The sequence below is a fragment of the Lacrimispora sp. BS-2 genome, assembly GCF_040207125.1.
Classification (GTDB): domain Bacteria; phylum Bacillota; class Clostridia; order Lachnospirales; family Lachnospiraceae; genus Lacrimispora.
Map to the genome: position 1 here is coordinate 916,891 of NZ_CP157940.1, position 18,480 is coordinate 935,370.

Below are 18,480 nucleotides of genomic sequence, written 5' to 3' on the forward strand. Positions count from 1 at the left end.
ATACTGGAAAATTCGGATTAATAAATCAGGTTTCATTTCACTGCGACCGTTCTTGAAAAAGCTGCCTTCGTAAAATTACATATAAACCGTTAATAATTACATGGTGGGGAAATGGGTCGAAAAATGTAGTATATTGTAAGGAAATAAGGAGGAGGCAAGCGACCTTTTTGACTTTTGAATGAAGAACTTGATTCTCCAACTGTGCAGCTGCAAGACTTTTAGGCATGCAAGTAAATGGAATGGATACAGCCTCGGGTTGGGAGGCGCATGTAATAAATGCAGAAATGATAAGGCTGTTAAAGAAGGATTGCAAAGAAACAGCGGAGAGGATAGAAACCAAATCATTCTATAGATGGCAGGAAGAAACCAAGCTGTTTTTGAGCGTAGCAGCAGAAGGGGTGACTAATTTTGCATATGGAACGCTACTGTATTATAGTGCGGTTGCTGGAGCGGGGAATAACCAGAGTAGGGAGAATAAACCTGCGGCTAAGGAGGTGGATAGTGGTGGATCTGGTACTAAGGTCTATGGACAAGTAGATATGATTTGAAACAAGCAATATTTCCAAATGGATTTTTAAGAATGAATATAAAATATTTAGGAAAGGCCGAGTGAAGAAATGAAAAAAACACAAAAATGTAAACGTATTTTGGCAATAATAGCAGCCTTTATGATGCTGTCATGTATTTCCGCCTGCTCCTCCCAGGAAACATCTAAACCCCAGACAGAACATCAGGAAGTATCTGGAATACAGTCAGAATTACCTGAGACGCCAGAAACTCCAAAGGCAGGTCAGGCAGCGGAGCCGGTCGGTTTTGATTCCCCGCAGAACGCAGTTAAAGCTTACCTGGAGGGGCTTAAGTCCAGTGATTTTAAACGCATGGCAGATACCTTTGCGGAAGAAATGTATTTAGATGACATCCTGCGCCAATACACAGTCCTCTGCCAGTTGGAGCTGAACCCGGATAGTTCCATACAATTAAAAGAAGAAGGGGACGCAAAACAGTTTATGAAGAAGCTGACGGGGCAGATAAAGGCAGTGGATTTAGAAAGCATGAAATTGCTGGGATTTATGCCTTCAGAAATGTACCCGGATATATATAATTCGGAGACAAATAAAAAAAATATGGTCAAGCGGGCGGAAAAATTTGGCGGTGACAATATAGAAAGCTGTGCAGCCCTTATTGGACTGGGAAAAAATAAGTACGTTCTTTTCTTTGAGGTAATAGAAATCGATAACCAATGGTATAATCTGGAACTGGGTGGGCTTTTAGCCAATATGGCAGATGTAGATAGGGAGGCAGCAGGAACTGCGCTGCTGGACAAAGAACGCGGGCAGGTATTTAAGAAATTGATAACCGATTCTTCAAAGGACCTGTTCCAGTCCGGAACAGAAGTACCTGTTGCAGAGGAATCTACGGAAATCATTTTTGAATCAGAAGGATTTGATTCCCCTCAATTAGCTGCAAAAGCCTATCTGGAAGGCTTTAAGGCTCATGAATTAGACAAGATGCTAAGTGCGTTCTCCATAGAAAGCTATGTGGATCATTATGATTTACAGGCAAGCTTAGAAAATGTCCATGCATATGTCTTTATGCATCAGGAATTCAATCTTCCTGCTGTAAATGATTTTTCAAGAGGCTTTAATATCCAAAGCAGAAAAGAAGAAATTATACGGGATACGGTAAAGCAATATGCTGCTGTTTGTATTACAAATGAAGGGTATTTCAAAAATTCCACTTTATTGGAAGATGAAGATATTTCTGATGAAAATATTTCTTCAAAACTAAAAGAACTGTTGAATCAATTGGATTTGAGTTCCATGAAAATCCTGGGGTATATTCCCCCTGAGGAACTCTCAGAGACATATGGTTCCGATGGCAGACTGGATATCACAGCCCAGCAGATAAAGATTTGCGGTGCAGACAACGTGGAAAGCGGCGTTGCCATCTTTGAATTAGAGGGGAATAAGTATTGTTTCTGTTTTGATGCAGTACAATACAAGGACAAATGGTATATCAGGCGGCTTGGCGGCAGCATTTCCACATTGTTGGATATACCTTCTGATTTTGCAGGAATCACACCCATTGATGCATTGGAAAAACCTGAGGCTGAGAAATTGATTATCCCTATCACGTGATGGAAAATCATATGAGAACATATGGCTATATCATTTTTGATAAAAAAATGCAATTAATGAGTCGGCAGATTTTTTAGTAAGATGAAACCGTAAATAGAATTTATTATGGACAAAATCATCATGATATTAAACTTTCTGGGCTGTCTTCCGGCAGCCCTTTTTGACATACTGGAATCTGCTGCATAATGAAAACAAAGGGTGACGACCGAAAGACGATCTCACCCATGGAAACTAATGGTACATCTTATACCGGCTTTTGGCGTCTACAAAGACTTTGAAGCGGTCTTATTAAGCAGAATCCCCTGCAGATCAAACCGCTGGTGTATCATTGCCTAGTAATTATTTCTTCATGGATCCAGGTATTCCATCAGAAAAAATTACATTTAGATTTCATATAACGAAAAAATAGTGTATCATTAACGATAATTATAACCTATAAAAAAATAGCGTTCCTTATTATAGTATTGGTAGATGGTATCAAATGTTTTCTACTGAAAATGGGGAGGGAATGAGAAAAATATGAGTAAAAAACTTTTTGAAAGGTGTTACCGGAATTACGTTACCAGCTTCAGAATCAAAACAGCTCTTTTTATATCGGTTCTTATCGTATATATCATAGCCAGATTGCTTTAAATCAGGAACCCCAAATAACTAAGGCGTACATTATAAAACACTGATTGATGTAATAAGTAACCGGGAAATTTACAGGAATTTTCTAATGGTGGAGGGAAGCTTCTTCGCTAAGATATTTTTTTGCTAAAGGAATGAGGCTTCCCCCTGCTAAATTTCCTGCAGAAATAACCAGGATATACAGGAGTGCTTTTTCATTCCAGGCATTTCCCACGGTAAAATAAAACATATCTGCTATGCTGTGTTCATAACCGGAAAGAATAAATACCATGATCGGCATGATCAAAGATAAATATTTTCCAATACCGTCTTTAACGGTTTGATAGCCAATAACTGCAATACACATCATAATACCGCACATAACAGCCATGATAAAAGTACTGAACAGAGTATCTGAGAGTTTCATATTCACAAGTTCACTTGTATGATCTGCCAGCCTTACCAGTTTGGTATGTCTGAATATAATCCCGGTTCCCACCGTTCCTGCAAAATTCCCTATGTATACAATAAGTATTGTTTTTAAATAAGAGAGTTTTTCGTTAACAATATAACATACCTTTCCTGTATACAGATTAAATCCAAAGGTATATATGGTAAATAATCCGATCGAAAATAAAAAAGATCCGGCTATATGATTCTCAAGAGTTAAATAAATCACTCCGCCTATACTGATGGCAATTCCGGCTATAATCGCGTTAATAAATGTTTTCATTGGTGAATGCTCCCTTTTCTTTTTTAACTTTTGCCTTGGCTGCAAAAAGCCTTTTTGCATGGCCACGTCATATTATAGCATAAGAAAAGGGGTTTACAAGATCAATCTCCTTATTGACACAATTTATCAGTCACAATGCCCGTGGATTAACGGATAAGGGGAAAAGACATAAAAGAAGGCCAGCGCCTTCTGGCGCTGACCAGTATGTTCCGGCCTTTCAATAAGCGGCCGCGAGTCAAGCGGATATTCGCAATGACCAATGGGTCACAGCGCGCCCCGTATCACCAGGTGGACCCTCCGCGACCCTTACTTGATTCGGTTAAATACATTTCTATACATTAAAGCGGAACAGGACAACATCGCCATCCTTTACTACGTATTCCTTGCCTTCCAGGCGAACCAGGCCTTTTTCCTTAGCCGCATTGTAGCTTTTGCAATCCAGAAGATCCTGGTAATTTACAACCTCTGCGCGGATAAAGCCCCGCTCAAAATCGGAATGGATCTTACCGGCCGCCTGTGGTGCCTTGGTTCCTTCCTTAATGGTCCATGCTCTTGTTTCTGTAGGACCGGCAGTTAAGTAGCTGATGAGCCCCAGTAAATGATAGCTGGCTGCGATCAGTTTTTCCAGACCGGATTCTGTAAGCCCCAGATCCTCTAAGAACATCTTTTTTTCGTCTTCTTCCAGTTCTGCGATTTCCTGTTCGATCTGCGCACAGATCACAAAAACTTCACTGTTGTTTTCTTCTGCGAATCTACGTACCTTTCCCACATAATCATTGGAAGCTCCGTCATCCGCCAAATCGTCCTCGCAGACATTGGCAGCGAAGATCACAGGCTTAAAGGTGAGAAGATTAAGGGTGGAAATAAATTCTCTTTCATCCTCATCCTCAATTTCCATACTTCTAGCCAGATTTCCATCCTCTAAGTGAGCTTTGATCCTCTTTAAAATTACCAGCTCCTTTGCAAGAGACTTATCATTCATGGCGCCCTTGGTGGACTTGGAGATACGGCGGTCTAAGATTTCCAAATCGGAAAAGATCAGTTCCAAATCTATGGTTTCAATATCACGCAGCGGATCCACGCTTCCATCCACATGGATTACATTGGTATCCTCAAAGCAGCGGACAACGTGTACGATGGCATCCACTTCACGGATGTTGGAAAGAAACTGGTTGCCCAGGCCCTCCCCCTTGGAAGCTCCTTTTACAAGTCCTGCAATATCGACAAATTCTATTACGGCAGGGGTGATTTTTGCGGAATCATAAAGGGCGGCCAGCTGGCCTAAGCGCGCATCCGGAACGGGAACAACTCCTACATTGGGATCAATGGTACAAAAAGGATAGTTCGCAGATTCCGCACCAGCCTTTGTAAGAGAATTGAACAGGGTGCTTTTCCCTACGTTTGGCAATCCGACAATACCTAATTTCATAGCAATTACCTTCCTAATATTGTTTATATTCATGGTTGATTTTTATCTGCAACTAATATAGAATAGCATATTATCCGCAAAAATAAAAGAGAAAAACGCAAGAATCAAAGCTTTGTCGAATTATAGTTGAATATGTCGGGCGAATATGTTTGATTTTTGTGTTTTCACGGGGTAAAATAAAGAAAACATCGAAAGGAGAAGACGAATGGCAAATACGGCAGATATTAGTTTTGTTCATTTGGGTATTACAATCGACCATTTGCAAAACAGTATCTCAATATTTGGATTCCGCATTGCATTTTACGGGATTATCATAGGGATTGGAATATTGGCAGGTCTCTGGGTTGCAACAAGGGATGCAAAACGCAGAGGGCAGGACCCGGATATTTATCTGGATTTTGTTCTGTATGCAATCATAATTTCTATTATGGGAGCCCGAATCTATTATGTAATATTTGATTGGGACAATTATAAAGATGATCTGCTTCAAATTTTAAATCTCAGGGCAGGAGGGCTGGCCATCTATGGAGGTGTCATAGGGGCTGTCATAACTCTAACTGTTTATGCCAGGGTGAAGAAACTTTCCTTCTTTTCCTTGGCCGACACTGGATGCCTTGGATTGATAACCGGGCAAATTATAGGAAGATGGGGAAACTTCTTTAATTGCGAGGCGTTTGGCGGATATACCGACAGCCTGTTTGCTATGAGAATCAGAAGAGCGCTGGTTAACGAGAATATGATATCAAGAGAGCTTTTGAACCATTTGATCGTAAGAGACGGAGTGGAGTATATACAGGTGCATCCTACCTTCCTTTATGAGTCAGTCTGGAATCTCTTTGTACTGGCATTTATGCTTTGGTACAGAAAACGTAAGAGATTTGATGGGGAGATGCTTTTTATTTACCTGCTTGGCTATGGTTTGGGACGAGTGTGGATTGAAGGACTTCGCACGGACCAGCTAATATTCTTTAGTACTGGCATTCCGGTGTCTCAGGCACTGTCATTAATTTTGGTAGTGATATCTACTCTTGTGCTCTTCTGCAAACACAGACAGATACGAAAAAAGAGCAAAGGAGAAGTAATAAAATGATGATGTCAAAAGAAGAGTTAATACATGATATTGAAGAAGCAAGGGAAAGATTAAATAAAAGCATTGAGCATGATGAAGAAGATATTATTTATCACAGAAGTGTAGAACTGGATAAATTGATTGAACAATATATTGCCGCAGGCTATTGATACCGTAAGCCTGTGATGCGTTTTATGCAAGTTTAAGATAAACACGGAAGGAGATGGAGCTCTTTCCGTGTTTTTTTGTCCCTTTTTGACGATATTATCATAATTAAAACACTATGGATGTAAAAGAAGTGTAATACATGATTACAGCAAAAGCAATTTGACACAATTCACAGAGGGATGTAATATTTATCTAGGAATTGTCGAAAACTGTTACAAAGACAGTAACATGTGACCGGAGGTGGGGAAATGAAGCATTTGTCGTTCCGAATGAAATTGACTCTGGTGTTTATCATAACAGCCATGATCGAAGGGGCTATTATAGGGAGTCTCTCCTTTTCCCATAGCAAGGCCATTGTTGTTAAGAATAAAAAGCAGGAAATGTCGGATACCATTAACCGCATTGATATCAATATCAATGTTAAGGTCCGCTATATCATGGAGATCCTTGACAATGCGGTTGCCAGCCAGCTTGTCCGTGATGCATGCACCCCCGGCTGGGATGATGGGGATAAAGGGGTCAGCCGCACTTATCTTGATGATTACTGCAGAAGCCTCATCAAATCGGTTGGGGAACAAATGGATATTTCCATCATCAATGCCTCCCGGGTGATGTATACAACGGTCGATACCAATGGGGGCAGCTCTGAGGATATTTCGGGAGAAATATTCAAAAGCTATGATGATGCGGTGGGCGTCAGGAATAATAAGGCTGTCTGGACAGGCATTATGCCAAAGCTTTTTTCTGATCCAGGGGAAAAACGTCAGGCAGTTACCGTGGTCAGGGCCATTCGGGACAGAGAGGAAGGAAAGAATCTGGGGATCATGGTGATTGAGTTGGATCCGGACATGTTCAGCAATCTGCTTTTAGGAAATCAGGGGCTGTTTCAGTACCAGTACTTATTTATCTTAGACCAGAAAGGACAGGTGATCTGCAGCAATCCCAAGATAAACAATGGGTGGCAGGAAGAAATTAATGACCGGTTTGAGCGGGGGATCCGGCGCTCCACGCTGATGTGGAACGGTAAGGAATATTATGTCTGCGGGCAATATAACGGGATCACGGGCTGGAGATCCTATTCAGCCATACCCTTTGAAGGGCTGTTTCCCCAGGCAGGGGATTTATATAAAGCCATTTGGCTGGTAGGAGTTGTGAGTACCTTTGGTATTGCCGGGGTCATCGTTCTTCTGGTTTATACCATGGCAAGTCCGATCAAGCGTCTTTCAAAAGCAATGGGACAGGTACAGAAAGGAGATTTTGCCGTCCGGGTTCCAAATAAGAGAAAGGATGAAATCGGGGAACTGACAGAATCCTTTAATTACATGTTGGAAGAGATCAACACCCTGATCAGGCAGGTTTATCAGGAGAAAATCGCCCAGAAGAATGCGGAGGTACAGGCGCTTCAGGCACAGATCAATCCTCATTTTCTTTATAACACCCTGGATTCCATCAACTGGATGCTCATTGACAGGGGGGAATATGATATCAGCGATATCATCCTTTCCCTGGCAGGCCTTATGCGCTACAGCATAGAAGATGAAAATGCCTTTGTGCCTCTTGAAAAGGAAATCGGATATGTGCTTTGTTATTTAAAAATTCAAAAGAACCGTCTGGAAGAGCGGCTGGAATATTCTGTGGAAGCAGAGGAAACTCTGGCGGCTGAGCAGGTTCCAAAGCTTATTTTGCAGCCCATTGTGGAAAATGCCATCACCCATGGAATTGAGCCGAGGAACCGGAAAGGGAATATCCGCATTATCATAAAGGATTTTGGAGATGAAATGCTTATTTCGGTTGAAGATAATGGAATCGGCATGACCTCTGAACAGCTTGACCACCTGACAGATAAAGTTCCTGATATAGAAAAGGAAGGGCATACCGGAATCGGGGTCAGGAATGTGGACCGGCGTATCCGGCTCCATTACGGAGAATCCTACGGGGTTTCCATAGAAAGCACCTATGGAAAAGGAACCATTGTAAGCCTGCGCATTCCCAAAGACCATGAAACTCTGGCGGAAGCCGGAAGAAAGAAAGGAGAAAGCGATAGACATGAAGCTGATCATCGTGGATGACGAACCTAAAATCAGAAAAGGGCTTTTTAAGCTGCTGGATGCCCAGGAAAGCTTTCAGGTGACAGGGGTATTTGAAGACGTCCGGACGGCTCTTAAGGCCCTGTATGAATTGGAAGCCGACGTGATCATTACGGATATAAAAATGCCGGAAGTATCAGGTCTTGAGCTGATCCGCCAGATCCGGGAAAGAAATTTAAATATCCGCATCATCATTTTAAGCGGGTACAGCAATTTTTCCTATGCCCAGAAAGCCATTGAACTGGGAGTGACCAGGTATTTGTTAAAACCCACGGACCCGAGGGAGCTTCTTTCTGTGTTAAGAGAAGTGGAACGGGAGCTTTTTCCGGAAACTTCTGAAAAAGAAGAAGAGCAGGGCAGCCGGCAGGAGGGGGAAAATGAGGTTGGAAATTTATTGGTTTTAAAAGCTATCCAGTATATTGCGGTTCACTATGGAGGCAGAATTACATTAAAAGATATGGCAGGGGAGCTTCACCTCTCCCCCAATTACCTGTGTGAGCTTTTTAAGCGTCATACAGGAAAAAACCTTATGGAATACGTAACCGAATACCGGATGCAAAAGGCAAAGTCATACTTAAACCATGTGGAATATAAGGTGGCAGATGTGGCTGAAATGGTAGGTTACAAAGAGGCGAAATATTTTAGCAGTGCTTTTAAAAAAGCATATGGGATCACACCGCTGGAGTACCGGAACAGGCGGCAGAACCATTTGATATAGTTTTAACCGAATCAAACAGGTAGGCGGATTTTGAATATCTGCTTGATAAAAGACGGGAAAATGACTAAAAAGTCTCTCCTGTCTTTATTTTATTTGGTCATAATAACAAAAAACATAATATTTTGGTATAAATAGTAATCTGATAGAATTGCGATGCCAGCCAGAAAATGATAATCTATTATCATAAACAATTCACAAACATCTGTGAATAATACAAGTAACGGATAAGTGTCAGACATTATCGCGGACGTATGCAAAAAAGGAGGAACTTAGTATGAAGAAAAAATTTGGCGCATTGCTCATGGCGGCAGTAACGGCAGCAGCACTCGTACTCAGCGGCTGCAGTACTGGCGGGAAAACAGATGGCGCAGCGGAAACAAAGAATCAGTCAGGAGGGAAAAGCGCGGCAGATTATAAAATTGTCCTCATCCTTCCGGGGCCCATCAATGACCAGAGCTGGAATGCCACAAACTATGCCGGCTTAACAGCCTGCAATGAAAAGCTGGGCACTAAAATGGAATACGTAGAGAACGTGCAGGCATCTGATTATGAGTCAACCTTCCGTGAATATGCGGAACGGGGCTATGACCTCATTATGGCGGCTGGTTCCCAGTTTGATGAAGCGGTGGCAGCAGTAGCCCCCAATTATAAGAACACCACGTTCTGTGCGGTAAACGGTTCCAAATGTGTCGGAGACAATGTGGCCCCGATTTTCCCCAAGGAATATGAAGCCAGTTATATTGCGTCCATTCTTGCAGGAAATGTAACAGAAAATGGAAACTTCGCAACCATCGGAGGCTTCCCCAATGAGCCCATGGAGCATTTAATGGATGTGTATGAAAAGAATTCAGTTAAGATCGCAGAAAGCCGCGGAATTACCGGTGCAAAGGCTACAAGAGCCTATGCCAACAGCTGGAACGACGTAGCCCTTGGCAAACAGATGGCAGAGCAGATGATTGATAACGGAGCTGATACCATGTTTGTATACGCCAACGAAGTAGGCCTTGGAAGCATTGAGGCAGCTAAGGCAAAAGGCGCTAAATTTATTGGTTTTTCCAGTGACCAGACTACCATTGATCCCAATACCGTCGTAGCTTCTGTAAATTTCGATTTTAAGAATTTCTATATCTGGGCTCTGGGCCTTTATATGGATGGCAGGCTTTCCGGAAATATGGTTCATGAAGCAGGTATTAATGAAGATATCTTTGTACCGGTATATACCGATAATATTTCCCAGGAAGTAAAGGATGCGGTAGACCAGGGAATTAAGGATTTCAAGGATGGCAAGGTAGATTTACAGGCAATGTTTGAGAAGTAGGACATAACCGGAGGGCTGACGCAGGAGAAAAACAGGATTGTTTGAACCGCGCGGCCCTCATCGTTTGCGCGGGCAATGAGCCGGACGAATATGCTTGCATATTCATTTGGCGAATGCCGCATCAACTAAGAAAAAACCGCAAAGCGTGTTTTTCTTAGTAGGAAAAGGAGGAGCTTCGTGAATACACCATTTTTTGAATTAAAGAATGTATCAAAATATTTTGCCAGGGTGGTGGCAAACAAGGATATTTCTTTTTCTGTAAACAGGGGAGAGGTGCTGGCACTATTGGGAGAAAACGGGGCAGGAAAAAGCACGGTTATGAAGATCCTCTATGGCCTTTACCGGGCAGATGAGGGGCAGATCCTGATGGATGGAAAGGAACAAAGGATCACCTCCCCGAAAGACGCCATGGCTTTGGGAATTTCCATGATCCAGCAGCATTTTTCCCTGGTATCCGCCCATACGGTTACGGAAAATATTATTTTGGGCAATGTGAGCGGAGTCATTGATTACGAAAAATGCAAAAAGGAAGCAGAAGAGCTGTCGGCCCAGTACGGATTTCAAATTCCTGTGGATGCAAAGGTGGAGGAACTTGCAGTGGGAGTGCAGCAGAAGGTGGAAATTCTTAAGGCCCTCTATTTAAAGACAAGCCTGCTGATCATGGATGAGCCTACGGCAGTGCTGACGCCCCAGGAGGCTGAGACGCTGATGGAGTTTGTAAAAGAATATACATCCAGGGGAAATTCAGTTATCTTTATCACTCACAAGATGAAAGAGGTCATGGAGGTGGCGGACAGGATCATTGTTATGCGAAATGGAAGGCTTACAGGAGACCTTTCTGCAAAGGAGACCAATGAGGTGGAGCTGACCAGGCTGATGATGGGGAAAGAAATGGTGCCCCCAAAGCGGGAGCAGACAGAAGAGCAAAAAGAAAAAAAGGTCTGTCTGGAACTGTCCTCCGTCACCGTGCAGCGCAAAGGAGAACCACCTCTTTTAAGTAATCTGTCATTTCAGATTATGGAAGGTGAGGTCTTTGGAGTGGCAGGAGTGAGCGGAAACGGGCAGGAAGAGCTGTGCGAGGTGGTCTGCGGCGCCCTGCCTGTGACCTCGGGAAAAGTGCTTTTAAATGGTACGGATATTACCTCAACTTCTATAAGAGAACGCATTGACCTGGGAATCGGATACGTTCCGGTAGACCGTTACCGGGATGCCATGGTGGGAGAGATGACCCTGGCTGAAAATATGATGCTAAAAACAAGCTTTGATAAAAAATGGATCACCCACGGCTTTTTAAATAAGAAGAAACTTCAAAATGACACACAAAAAGCCATCAGTGAATTTGATATCAAGGCGCCGGGACCTGATGCCCAGATCAAGGGATTATCCGGAGGAAATCAGCAGAAGGTTATCCTTGCCAGGGAAGTAGGAAACGCAGGAAAAGTGCTGATCATGGACCAGCCCACCAGGGGACTGGATCTGGGGGCCATCAATAACATTCATAATAACATTCTGGCGGAGAGAAAGAATGGAAAGGGAATTCTTCTGGTATCCACGGAATTGTCGGAGATTTTCCAGCTTTGCGATAGGATTGCCGTTATTTACAAGGGCTCCTTTATGGGAATTTATGACCATGACCAGCTTAATACAGAACGAATCGGTCTTTTAATGGCCGGCTACAAAGAGGAGAAGGAGGCGTAAAGCATGAATACAAAAATCAGGGACATGATTGTGACAAATGCTGCTGCCATCATTGCCGGCCTGCTCTTAAGCGGCCTCATGCTTTTGCTGCTGCATATCAACCCGGTCGAAGTATTTGTATATTCCATCCATACCATGTTTACGGACAAATATACCATGGGGGAAGTGTTCTTAAAGGCAACACCCCTTATATTTACGGCACTGGCCTTTGCGTTTACGTTTAAAGCAAATCTGTTTAATATCGGCGCCCAGGGCCAGTTTTATATGGGCTCCATTGCCGCTATTGCCCTGTCCCTGCGGCTTGACGGAAAGGTCCCCACAGCAGTCCTTTTGATTCTTGTGTGCCTGACTGCGGCACTTTCAGGAGGGCTTATGGGCGCTTTGATCGGATTTTTAAAGGCGCGCTATAAAGCCAATGAATTCCTGGTCAGCATGATGTCCACCTATGTTGCTCTGGCTGTCATGAATTATCTGCTGCGTACATTTTTAAAAGAATCCAAGGGAGAGTATCCCCAGACAGACGCTTTAACAAGGGCGGCATGGCTTCCTGTTATGGTAAAAGGGACCAGGCTGCATATCGGATTTGTGCTGGCGGTTCTGTCTGCCGTTGGTATCTGGATTCTGCTTTATAAAACACCTCTGGGATACAGGATCCGGGCAGTGGGAAGCAATGCTTCTGCAGCCAGGATGTCAGGAATTGCTTCAAACAAAATCTTTGTGACCGCATTTTTTATCAGCGGCGCTCTGGCAGGCGCTGCCGGATTTACGGAAGTAAACGGTGTTCAGCATATGCTGATCCAGGACTTTAACAGCGGGGTCGGCTCCGCCGGTCTGGGTATTGCAATACTGGCAAATGCCAATCCCATTGGAATTATATTTGCTTCCATTCTGTTCGGCGCTCTGGGAGTCATGGGAAATTTAATGGGGCGTATGCCGGGAGTCAATGTTCCTGCAAGCATTGTTGATCTGATGCAGGGATTCGTCATGCTGTTCGTTATCATATCCTATTTCTTCCGGCATTATCTGGAAAACAGGAGAGAGAAGCGCAGACTTCAGAAAGGAGCGTGAAACAGGTTATGATCATAAGCTTATTAAAACGTGCACTGATGATGAGTACGCCCCTGTTGTTTGGTTCCATTGCGGAAGTCATAGCGGAGCGTTCAGGCATGATGGTTACCGCCATCGAAGGGATCTTCCTTATGGGAGCCTGGGGTGGATTTGTGGGAACCTATTTGACCGGCAGTGCATTTATCGGAATCCTTGCCGCCATCCTTTCAGGACTTGTTGCGGCAGCCGTATATGGCGTGGTTTGTATTTATCTGAAGCAGCACCAGGTTGTAACAGGCACGGCCATTAATGTGTTGGCAGCCGGAATCTGTACCTATTTACAGAGAGTGTTGTTCGGAGTCCCCACCGCGCCCCTTAAAATCAGCCCATTGCCTGAGATAGCCATTCCCCTTCTCAGTAAAATCCCTGTTATGGGCCCGGTGTTTTTCCAGCAGAATATATTGACTTATGTGGTATATCTGCTCATCCCGGCAGCCTATTTCCTTTTGTTTAAGACTTCCTTTGGCCTGACCATCCGTTCTACCGGGGAAAATCCGGAGGCAGTGGATGTGGCCGGCATCAATGTAAATGCGGTACGGTTTTTTACTGTCCTGCTGGCAGGAGTTATGGGAGGAATTGCAGGTGCATTTTATTCCGTAGGATATTTGGGAATGTTCACCACAAATATCATTGGCGGCCGCGGCTGGATCGCATTTGCCATATGCTTTTTGGGCAACTGGAATCCCAAAGGAGCTGTTGCAGGAACCGTGGTATTCGGACTTACGGAGGCCATCGCCATTTATATGCAGTCAGTGGGGGGAGGAAGCTACTTCCCCAATGAATTATTCATTGCCATGCCCTATCTGCTGACCATTATACTGACCGTTTCAAGAAGAAACTTTAATGTACCGGCTAAGCTGGGAGTTGCATACAGCAAAGAAAATTAATAGTGAAAAAAAGGCATTCCCTGATCAGTGTGTTACCGCTCACTGCCTCAGAGGATGCCTTTTTTCCATTATATGGAAATCCCGAAAAAAACAGCCATCCGCAGTTACATGAAAGCCAAATCAAATTAAAATTCTTCGAAATTGTTCTTGCTATTTCACTGTAAATGTACTAGAATTAAACCATAAGTGGAGGAAAGTGGTGTAAAGTGGTAGAAAATGGTGGGATAGTGGTCCAAAACTCTACCGCTGTACAAGCAGGTGATTGGTATGTTCATGGGTGAATACAATCATACAGTCGATGCAAAGGGGCGCCTCATTGTCCCGTCGAAGTTCAGAGAGCAGCTTGGAGAAGAATTCGTTGTGACGAAGGGTCTGGATGGCTGTTTATTTGTGTATGATAATGAAGAATGGACTGCCCTTGAAAATAAATTGAAAAGCCTGCCGCTGACCAACACCAATGCCAGAAAGTTTTCCAGATTCTTTCTGGCCGGAGCCAGCTCCTGTGAAGTGGATAAGCAGGGAAGAATCCTGCTTCCGGCAGTATTAAGGGAACATGCGGGAATTGAAAAGGATGCGGTTCTTGTAGGAGTGGGAAGCCGTATTGAAATCTGGAGCAAGGATGCATGGATAGCAGCCAATACCTATGAAGATATGGAAGAAATCGCGGAAGCTATGGAAGGACTTGGTATATGATGTTTGAACACAAGTCAGTGCTGCTTTATGAGACCATTGACAGCCTGAATGTTAAACCAGACGGAATCTATGTAGATGGAACGCTGGGAGGAGGCGGACACGCTTTGGAAGTGTGCAGGCGCCTTGGAACTTACGGAAGATTAATCGGAATTGATCAGGATGAGGCTGCGATTCAGGCGGCCACAGAACGGCTGAAGGCTTATGAAGATAAGGTGACGGTCGTAAGAAGCAATTACGAAAATATACAGACAGTATTAAAGGATTTAGGAATTGAAAGAGTGGACGGAATTTACCTGGACCTGGGGGTATCCTCTTACCAGCTTGACATGCCGGAAAGAGGATTTACCTACAGGGAAGATGATGCGCCTTTGGACATGCGTATGGATCAGAGGAATGAACAGACGGCAGCCGATATCATCAATACCTACAGTGAATTTGACTTATACCGGATCATAAGAGATTACGGAGAAGATAAGTTTGCAAAGAATATTGCAAAGCACATTGTAAGGGAAAGGCAGATAAAGCCTATCGGGACAACAGGGGAACTGACGGAGATCATTAAAGGAGCGATTCCGGCAAAGGTGAGGGCTGTGGGGGGACATCCTTCCAAGCGGACATTCCAGGCCATACGGATCGAACTGAATAAGGAACTGGAAGTTTTAATGAAGTCCCTTGATACCATGATCGATCTGTTAAACCCGGGAGGACGGCTGTCTATTATCACCTTTCATTCCCTGGAAGACAGGATCGTGAAAACCAGATTTAAGATCAATGAGAATCCATGCACTTGTCCGACCAATTTTCCGGTCTGCGTCTGCGGAAAAAAGAGCAAGGGCAAAGTGATTACAAGAAAACCCATTGTACCATCGGAAGAAGAAATTGAAGAAAATAAACGTTCAAAGAGTTCGAAACTTCGGGTATTTGAACGAATTTAACCTCATCCAGTAAGTCCCTGCTTCAATGCTGGAAAAGCATAAGTGGTGGGTGAGGACTTACTTGTATCAGAAGGGGTGCAAGCCCCTTCTGATAAGCTGCGATAGCAGCTATGAGGTTATGACCAAGTAGTGGAGCGGATTGCGAATATCCGCTTGACAAGGGAGGAAGAGAGAGTGGCTGCAAGAAAGAATGTGCGTTCCTATGGGAGCTCTGCTTACGTACAGGGTAATACTGTCCGTAAAGCCATGCCGGCGCCGGTGCCGGTCCGTACACCAGAAGAAAAGCGTCGTCCATCAGTAAACCATCAAGTCAGAAGAAACCGTGAAAAAGCCTTGCAGATGGATCTGCCTTATGTGATCATGCTGACCATTGCCGCAGTCTGCACCCTCTGCCTGTGCGTGAATTATCTGCATTTGCAATCCTCTATTACCGCCAGCATTCATGGCGTTGAGCTTTTAGAAGCAGAACTGGAACATTTGAAAACTGAAAATGATGCATTGGAAATGAACATCAATACTTCCGTCGATTTGGATCATGTGTATAAAGTGGCTACTGAGGAACTTGGTATGGTCTATGCGAATAAGGACCAGATCCTTCACTATGATAAGACGGAAAGTGAGTATGTAAGACAGAATGAGGATATCCCGAAGCACTAAAAAAAACAGGAGTAAAAAGAGTAAGGTGTTTCCCCGTTATATGCAGGAAAAGCTGGCGATTACTGTTCTGGTAATTACGCTGGCTTTGTTTGCATTAGTTATGACGCTTTATAATCTGATGACAAACAAAAAGGAAGATTACAACCAGATTGTGCTGTCCCAGCAGGAATACGACAGCCGCACCATTCCTTTTAAGCGCGGGGACATCATGGATCGTAACGGAACCTACCTGGCTACCAGCCAAAAGGTGTACAATTTGATCCTGGATCCCAAACAGATCATGTCGAATCAGGATTCCTATCTGGAACCAACAGTAACGGCCCTGGTGGAATGCTTTGGCTATGACCGGACGGAAATCATGAATCTGATACAGGAAAAAAAAGATAAGCAGTATGTGCGCTATGCAAAGCAGCTGGCTTATGACGATAAACAAAAGTATGAAAAGTACAAGGCAGAGCAATCGGCTGCACTGAAAAAAAGCGGGAAGTCCATTAAGGGAATCTGGTTTGAGGATGAGTATAAAAGGGTGTATCCCTATAATTCCATGGGCTGCAACGTTATTGGCTTTGCCAACGGTGACGGCATGGATGGGACAGGAGGGATCGAGCAGTTTTATAATACGACCCTTATGGGAACCAACGGAAGGGAATACGGATATTTAAATGACGACTCCAATTTAGAAAGAGTCATAAAACCGGCTGCTAACGGCAACACTGTGGTTTCCACCATAGATGTCAACATACAGAAGATCGTTGAAAAATATATTAATGAGTGGGAACAGAATACAGGAAGCAAACGGGTAGGCGTAATCGTTATGGATCCCAATAACGGCGAGGTCCTGGCCATGGCAAATGACAAGGCATTTGATTTAAACAATCCAAGAACCTTAAGGCCGGAGTACACCGATGATGTGCTGCGCCAGCTTGGGATCAAGGAAGCCATGGACGATTACAAGAGAAAGAATAAGGAGGCCCAGCCTTTAACGGAAGCAAACGTTTCAGAGCACTATACAAACGAAGAGATCATGTCCCTGGGTACCCAGGTGGCATGGAACCAGACCTGGCGTAATTTCTGCATAAGCGATGGATTTGAGCCGGGGTCAACAGAAAAGATCTTTACCATATCCGCAGCCCTGGAAGAAGGGGCCATTACCGGAAATGAAACCTATGAGTGCAATAAGTTCCTTGAGGTGGGAGGACATAAGATCAACTGTGTCAGCAGGTATGGACATGGCCTTATCACTGCTGAGGAAGGTCTGATGAAATCCTGCAACGTGGTCATGATGCGGATTGCCCAGCAGATGGGAAAAGAAAAATTCTATAAGTATCAGCAGATTTTCGGCTTCGGCTCCAAAACCGGGATCGATCTGCCTGGTGAAGCAGATAACAAGACTCTTGTCTACACCCTGGACACGGCTGGGCCTACGGATCTTGTGACCAACGCCTTTGGACAAAACTTCAGCACCACCATGATCCAGATGGCTGCCGCCTATTGCTCCGTGATCAACGGAGGCTCCTATTATGAACCCCATGTAGTGAGACAGATCCTTAACGAACAGGGTTCTGTCATTAAAAAGGCAGAGCCGGTCCTTGTCAGGGAAACGGTATCGGAATCAACCACCAAATTCATCAATGAAGCGTTGTTTAAGACCGTTAATGCACAGGGCGGAACGGGAGGAGCAGCAAAGGTGGAGGGATATAAGGTTGCCGGGAAAACCGGTACTGCGGAGAAGATCCCCCGTGATAAGACCAATTACGTGGTATCCTTCTGCGGCTATGCTCCATCAGACAATCCTCAGGTTTTAGTTTACGTTGTGGTTGATGAGCCTCATGTGGAGGATCAGCCTCACAGTACCTATGCCAGCCAGATTTTCCAGAAGATTATGAATGAGATTCTTCCTTATATAAATGTGTTCCCGGATACAGATGCAGGGGACTCACCATCGCCGGAGGATACGGCAAAGCTTCCTGAGCAGGAAGGCATAACAAGTGAAACAGAAAACTCTTCCCAGGAAGAAGCCGGGGCAGAAGAAACAGGCACAGAAGAAACCACAGGGCAGGTCCCTACCATGGAAGATGGAAAGCCGATTCCTGATGAGTATTTAAACCCTTCGGAAGAATATGTCAACAGGGAAGAAGGGGATGGCGGCTCCAATCTTCCGGCCGCACTTCCGAGCGAAGAGACCACGGCCCAATAAGGAACTTTTTTTAAAGAACTCATAAAAAGTCCTGAAA

The 18,480-nt window shown here is 44.1% G+C and carries 16 protein-coding genes; 14 read left to right on the forward strand and 2 right to left on the reverse strand.

Annotated elements, in window-relative coordinates:
• Positions 1-239: 239 nt before the first annotated feature.
• Together ABFV83_RS04405 and ABFV83_RS04410 are read left to right on the forward strand one after the other, a co-directional pair.
• On the forward strand, positions 240-548 hold the full coding sequence (locus tag ABFV83_RS04405) for a hypothetical protein (RefSeq protein WP_349947729.1): 309 nt from the start codon (positions 240-242) through the stop codon (positions 546-548).
• A gap of 69 nt (positions 549-617) precedes the next feature.
• Positions 618-2,138: a hypothetical protein gene (locus ABFV83_RS04410; protein WP_349947730.1), complete on the forward strand. Its 1,521-nt coding sequence runs from the start codon at positions 618-620 to the stop codon at positions 2,136-2,138.
• A 715-nt stretch (positions 2,139-2,853) separates the two neighbouring features.
• Here ABFV83_RS04410 and ABFV83_RS04415 read toward each other — a convergent pair.
• Both ABFV83_RS04415 and ychF read right to left on the reverse strand, forming a co-directional pair.
• A complete protein-coding gene (locus ABFV83_RS04415; RefSeq protein ID WP_349947731.1) occupies positions 2,854-3,540 on the reverse strand; it encodes a formate/nitrite transporter family protein in 687 nt (228 codons plus the stop codon).
• Between the two features lie 271 nt (positions 3,541-3,811).
• Positions 3,812-4,909: a redox-regulated ATPase YchF gene (ychF, locus tag ABFV83_RS04420; RefSeq protein ID WP_349947732.1), complete on the reverse strand. Its 1,098-nt coding sequence runs from the start codon at positions 4,907-4,909 to the stop codon at positions 3,812-3,814.
• 205 nt (positions 4,910-5,114) lie between these two features.
• Between ychF and lgt the strand changes: the two genes are divergently transcribed.
• The 12 genes from lgt (at position 5,115) to ABFV83_RS04480 (ending at position 18,443) form a co-directional block, all read left to right on the forward strand.
• Positions 5,115-5,999: a prolipoprotein diacylglyceryl transferase gene (gene lgt / locus ABFV83_RS04425; RefSeq protein ID WP_349947733.1), complete on the forward strand. Its 885-nt coding sequence runs from the start codon at positions 5,115-5,117 to the stop codon at positions 5,997-5,999.
• On the forward strand, positions 5,996-6,148 hold the full coding sequence (locus tag ABFV83_RS04430; RefSeq protein ID WP_349947734.1) for a Spo0E family sporulation regulatory protein-aspartic acid phosphatase: 153 nt from the start codon (positions 5,996-5,998) through the stop codon (positions 6,146-6,148). Before lgt ends, ABFV83_RS04430 begins: the two co-directional genes overlap by 4 nt.
• A gap of 246 nt (positions 6,149-6,394) precedes the next feature.
• Positions 6,395-8,215: a sensor histidine kinase gene (locus tag ABFV83_RS04435; RefSeq protein WP_349947735.1), complete on the forward strand. Its 1,821-nt coding sequence runs from the start codon at positions 6,395-6,397 to the stop codon at positions 8,213-8,215.
• Positions 8,193-8,951 (forward strand): response regulator, encoded by a 759-nt coding sequence (locus tag ABFV83_RS04440; RefSeq protein ID WP_349947736.1) that lies wholly within the window; start codon positions 8,193-8,195, stop codon positions 8,949-8,951. Before ABFV83_RS04435 ends, ABFV83_RS04440 begins: the two co-directional genes overlap by 23 nt.
• Before the next feature lie 274 nt (positions 8,952-9,225).
• The gene (locus ABFV83_RS04445; RefSeq protein WP_349947737.1) at positions 9,226-10,269 is read left to right on the forward strand and encodes a BMP family protein; all 1,044 of its coding nucleotides are present in this window, start codon (positions 9,226-9,228) and stop codon (positions 10,267-10,269) included.
• A gap of 177 nt (positions 10,270-10,446) precedes the next feature.
• Positions 10,447-11,967, forward strand: a complete 1,521-nt coding sequence (locus tag ABFV83_RS04450; protein WP_349947738.1) for an ABC transporter ATP-binding protein — start codon at positions 10,447-10,449, stop codon at positions 11,965-11,967.
• Positions 11,968-11,970: 3 nt separating this feature from the next.
• Positions 11,971-13,035 carry an ABC transporter permease gene (locus ABFV83_RS04455; RefSeq protein WP_349947739.1) on the forward strand — a complete coding sequence of 355 codons (1,065 nt, stop codon included), beginning with the start codon at positions 11,971-11,973 and terminating at the stop codon, positions 13,033-13,035.
• Positions 13,036-13,043: 8 nt separating this feature from the next.
• Complete coding sequence (locus ABFV83_RS04460; RefSeq protein WP_349947740.1) at positions 13,044-13,961, forward strand: ABC transporter permease; 918 nt, start codon at positions 13,044-13,046, stop codon at positions 13,959-13,961.
• 267 nt (positions 13,962-14,228) lie between these two features.
• Complete coding sequence (gene mraZ, locus ABFV83_RS04465) at positions 14,229-14,654, forward strand: division/cell wall cluster transcriptional repressor MraZ (RefSeq protein ID WP_349947741.1); 426 nt, start codon at positions 14,229-14,231, stop codon at positions 14,652-14,654.
• Complete coding sequence (gene rsmH, locus ABFV83_RS04470) at positions 14,651-15,589, forward strand: 16S rRNA (cytosine(1402)-N(4))-methyltransferase RsmH (protein ID WP_349947742.1); 939 nt, start codon at positions 14,651-14,653, stop codon at positions 15,587-15,589. The genes mraZ and rsmH overlap by 4 nt, the downstream gene beginning before the upstream one ends.
• A gap of 174 nt (positions 15,590-15,763) precedes the next feature.
• The gene (locus ABFV83_RS04475) at positions 15,764-16,246 is read left to right on the forward strand and encodes a cell division protein FtsL (RefSeq protein ID WP_349947743.1); all 483 of its coding nucleotides are present in this window, start codon (positions 15,764-15,766) and stop codon (positions 16,244-16,246) included.
• A gap of 40 nt (positions 16,247-16,286) precedes the next feature.
• Entirely contained in the window at positions 16,287-18,443 is a 2,157-nt protein-coding gene (locus ABFV83_RS04480) for a penicillin-binding transpeptidase domain-containing protein (RefSeq protein WP_349947744.1), read from the forward strand.
• Positions 18,444-18,480: the final 37 nt, after the last annotated feature.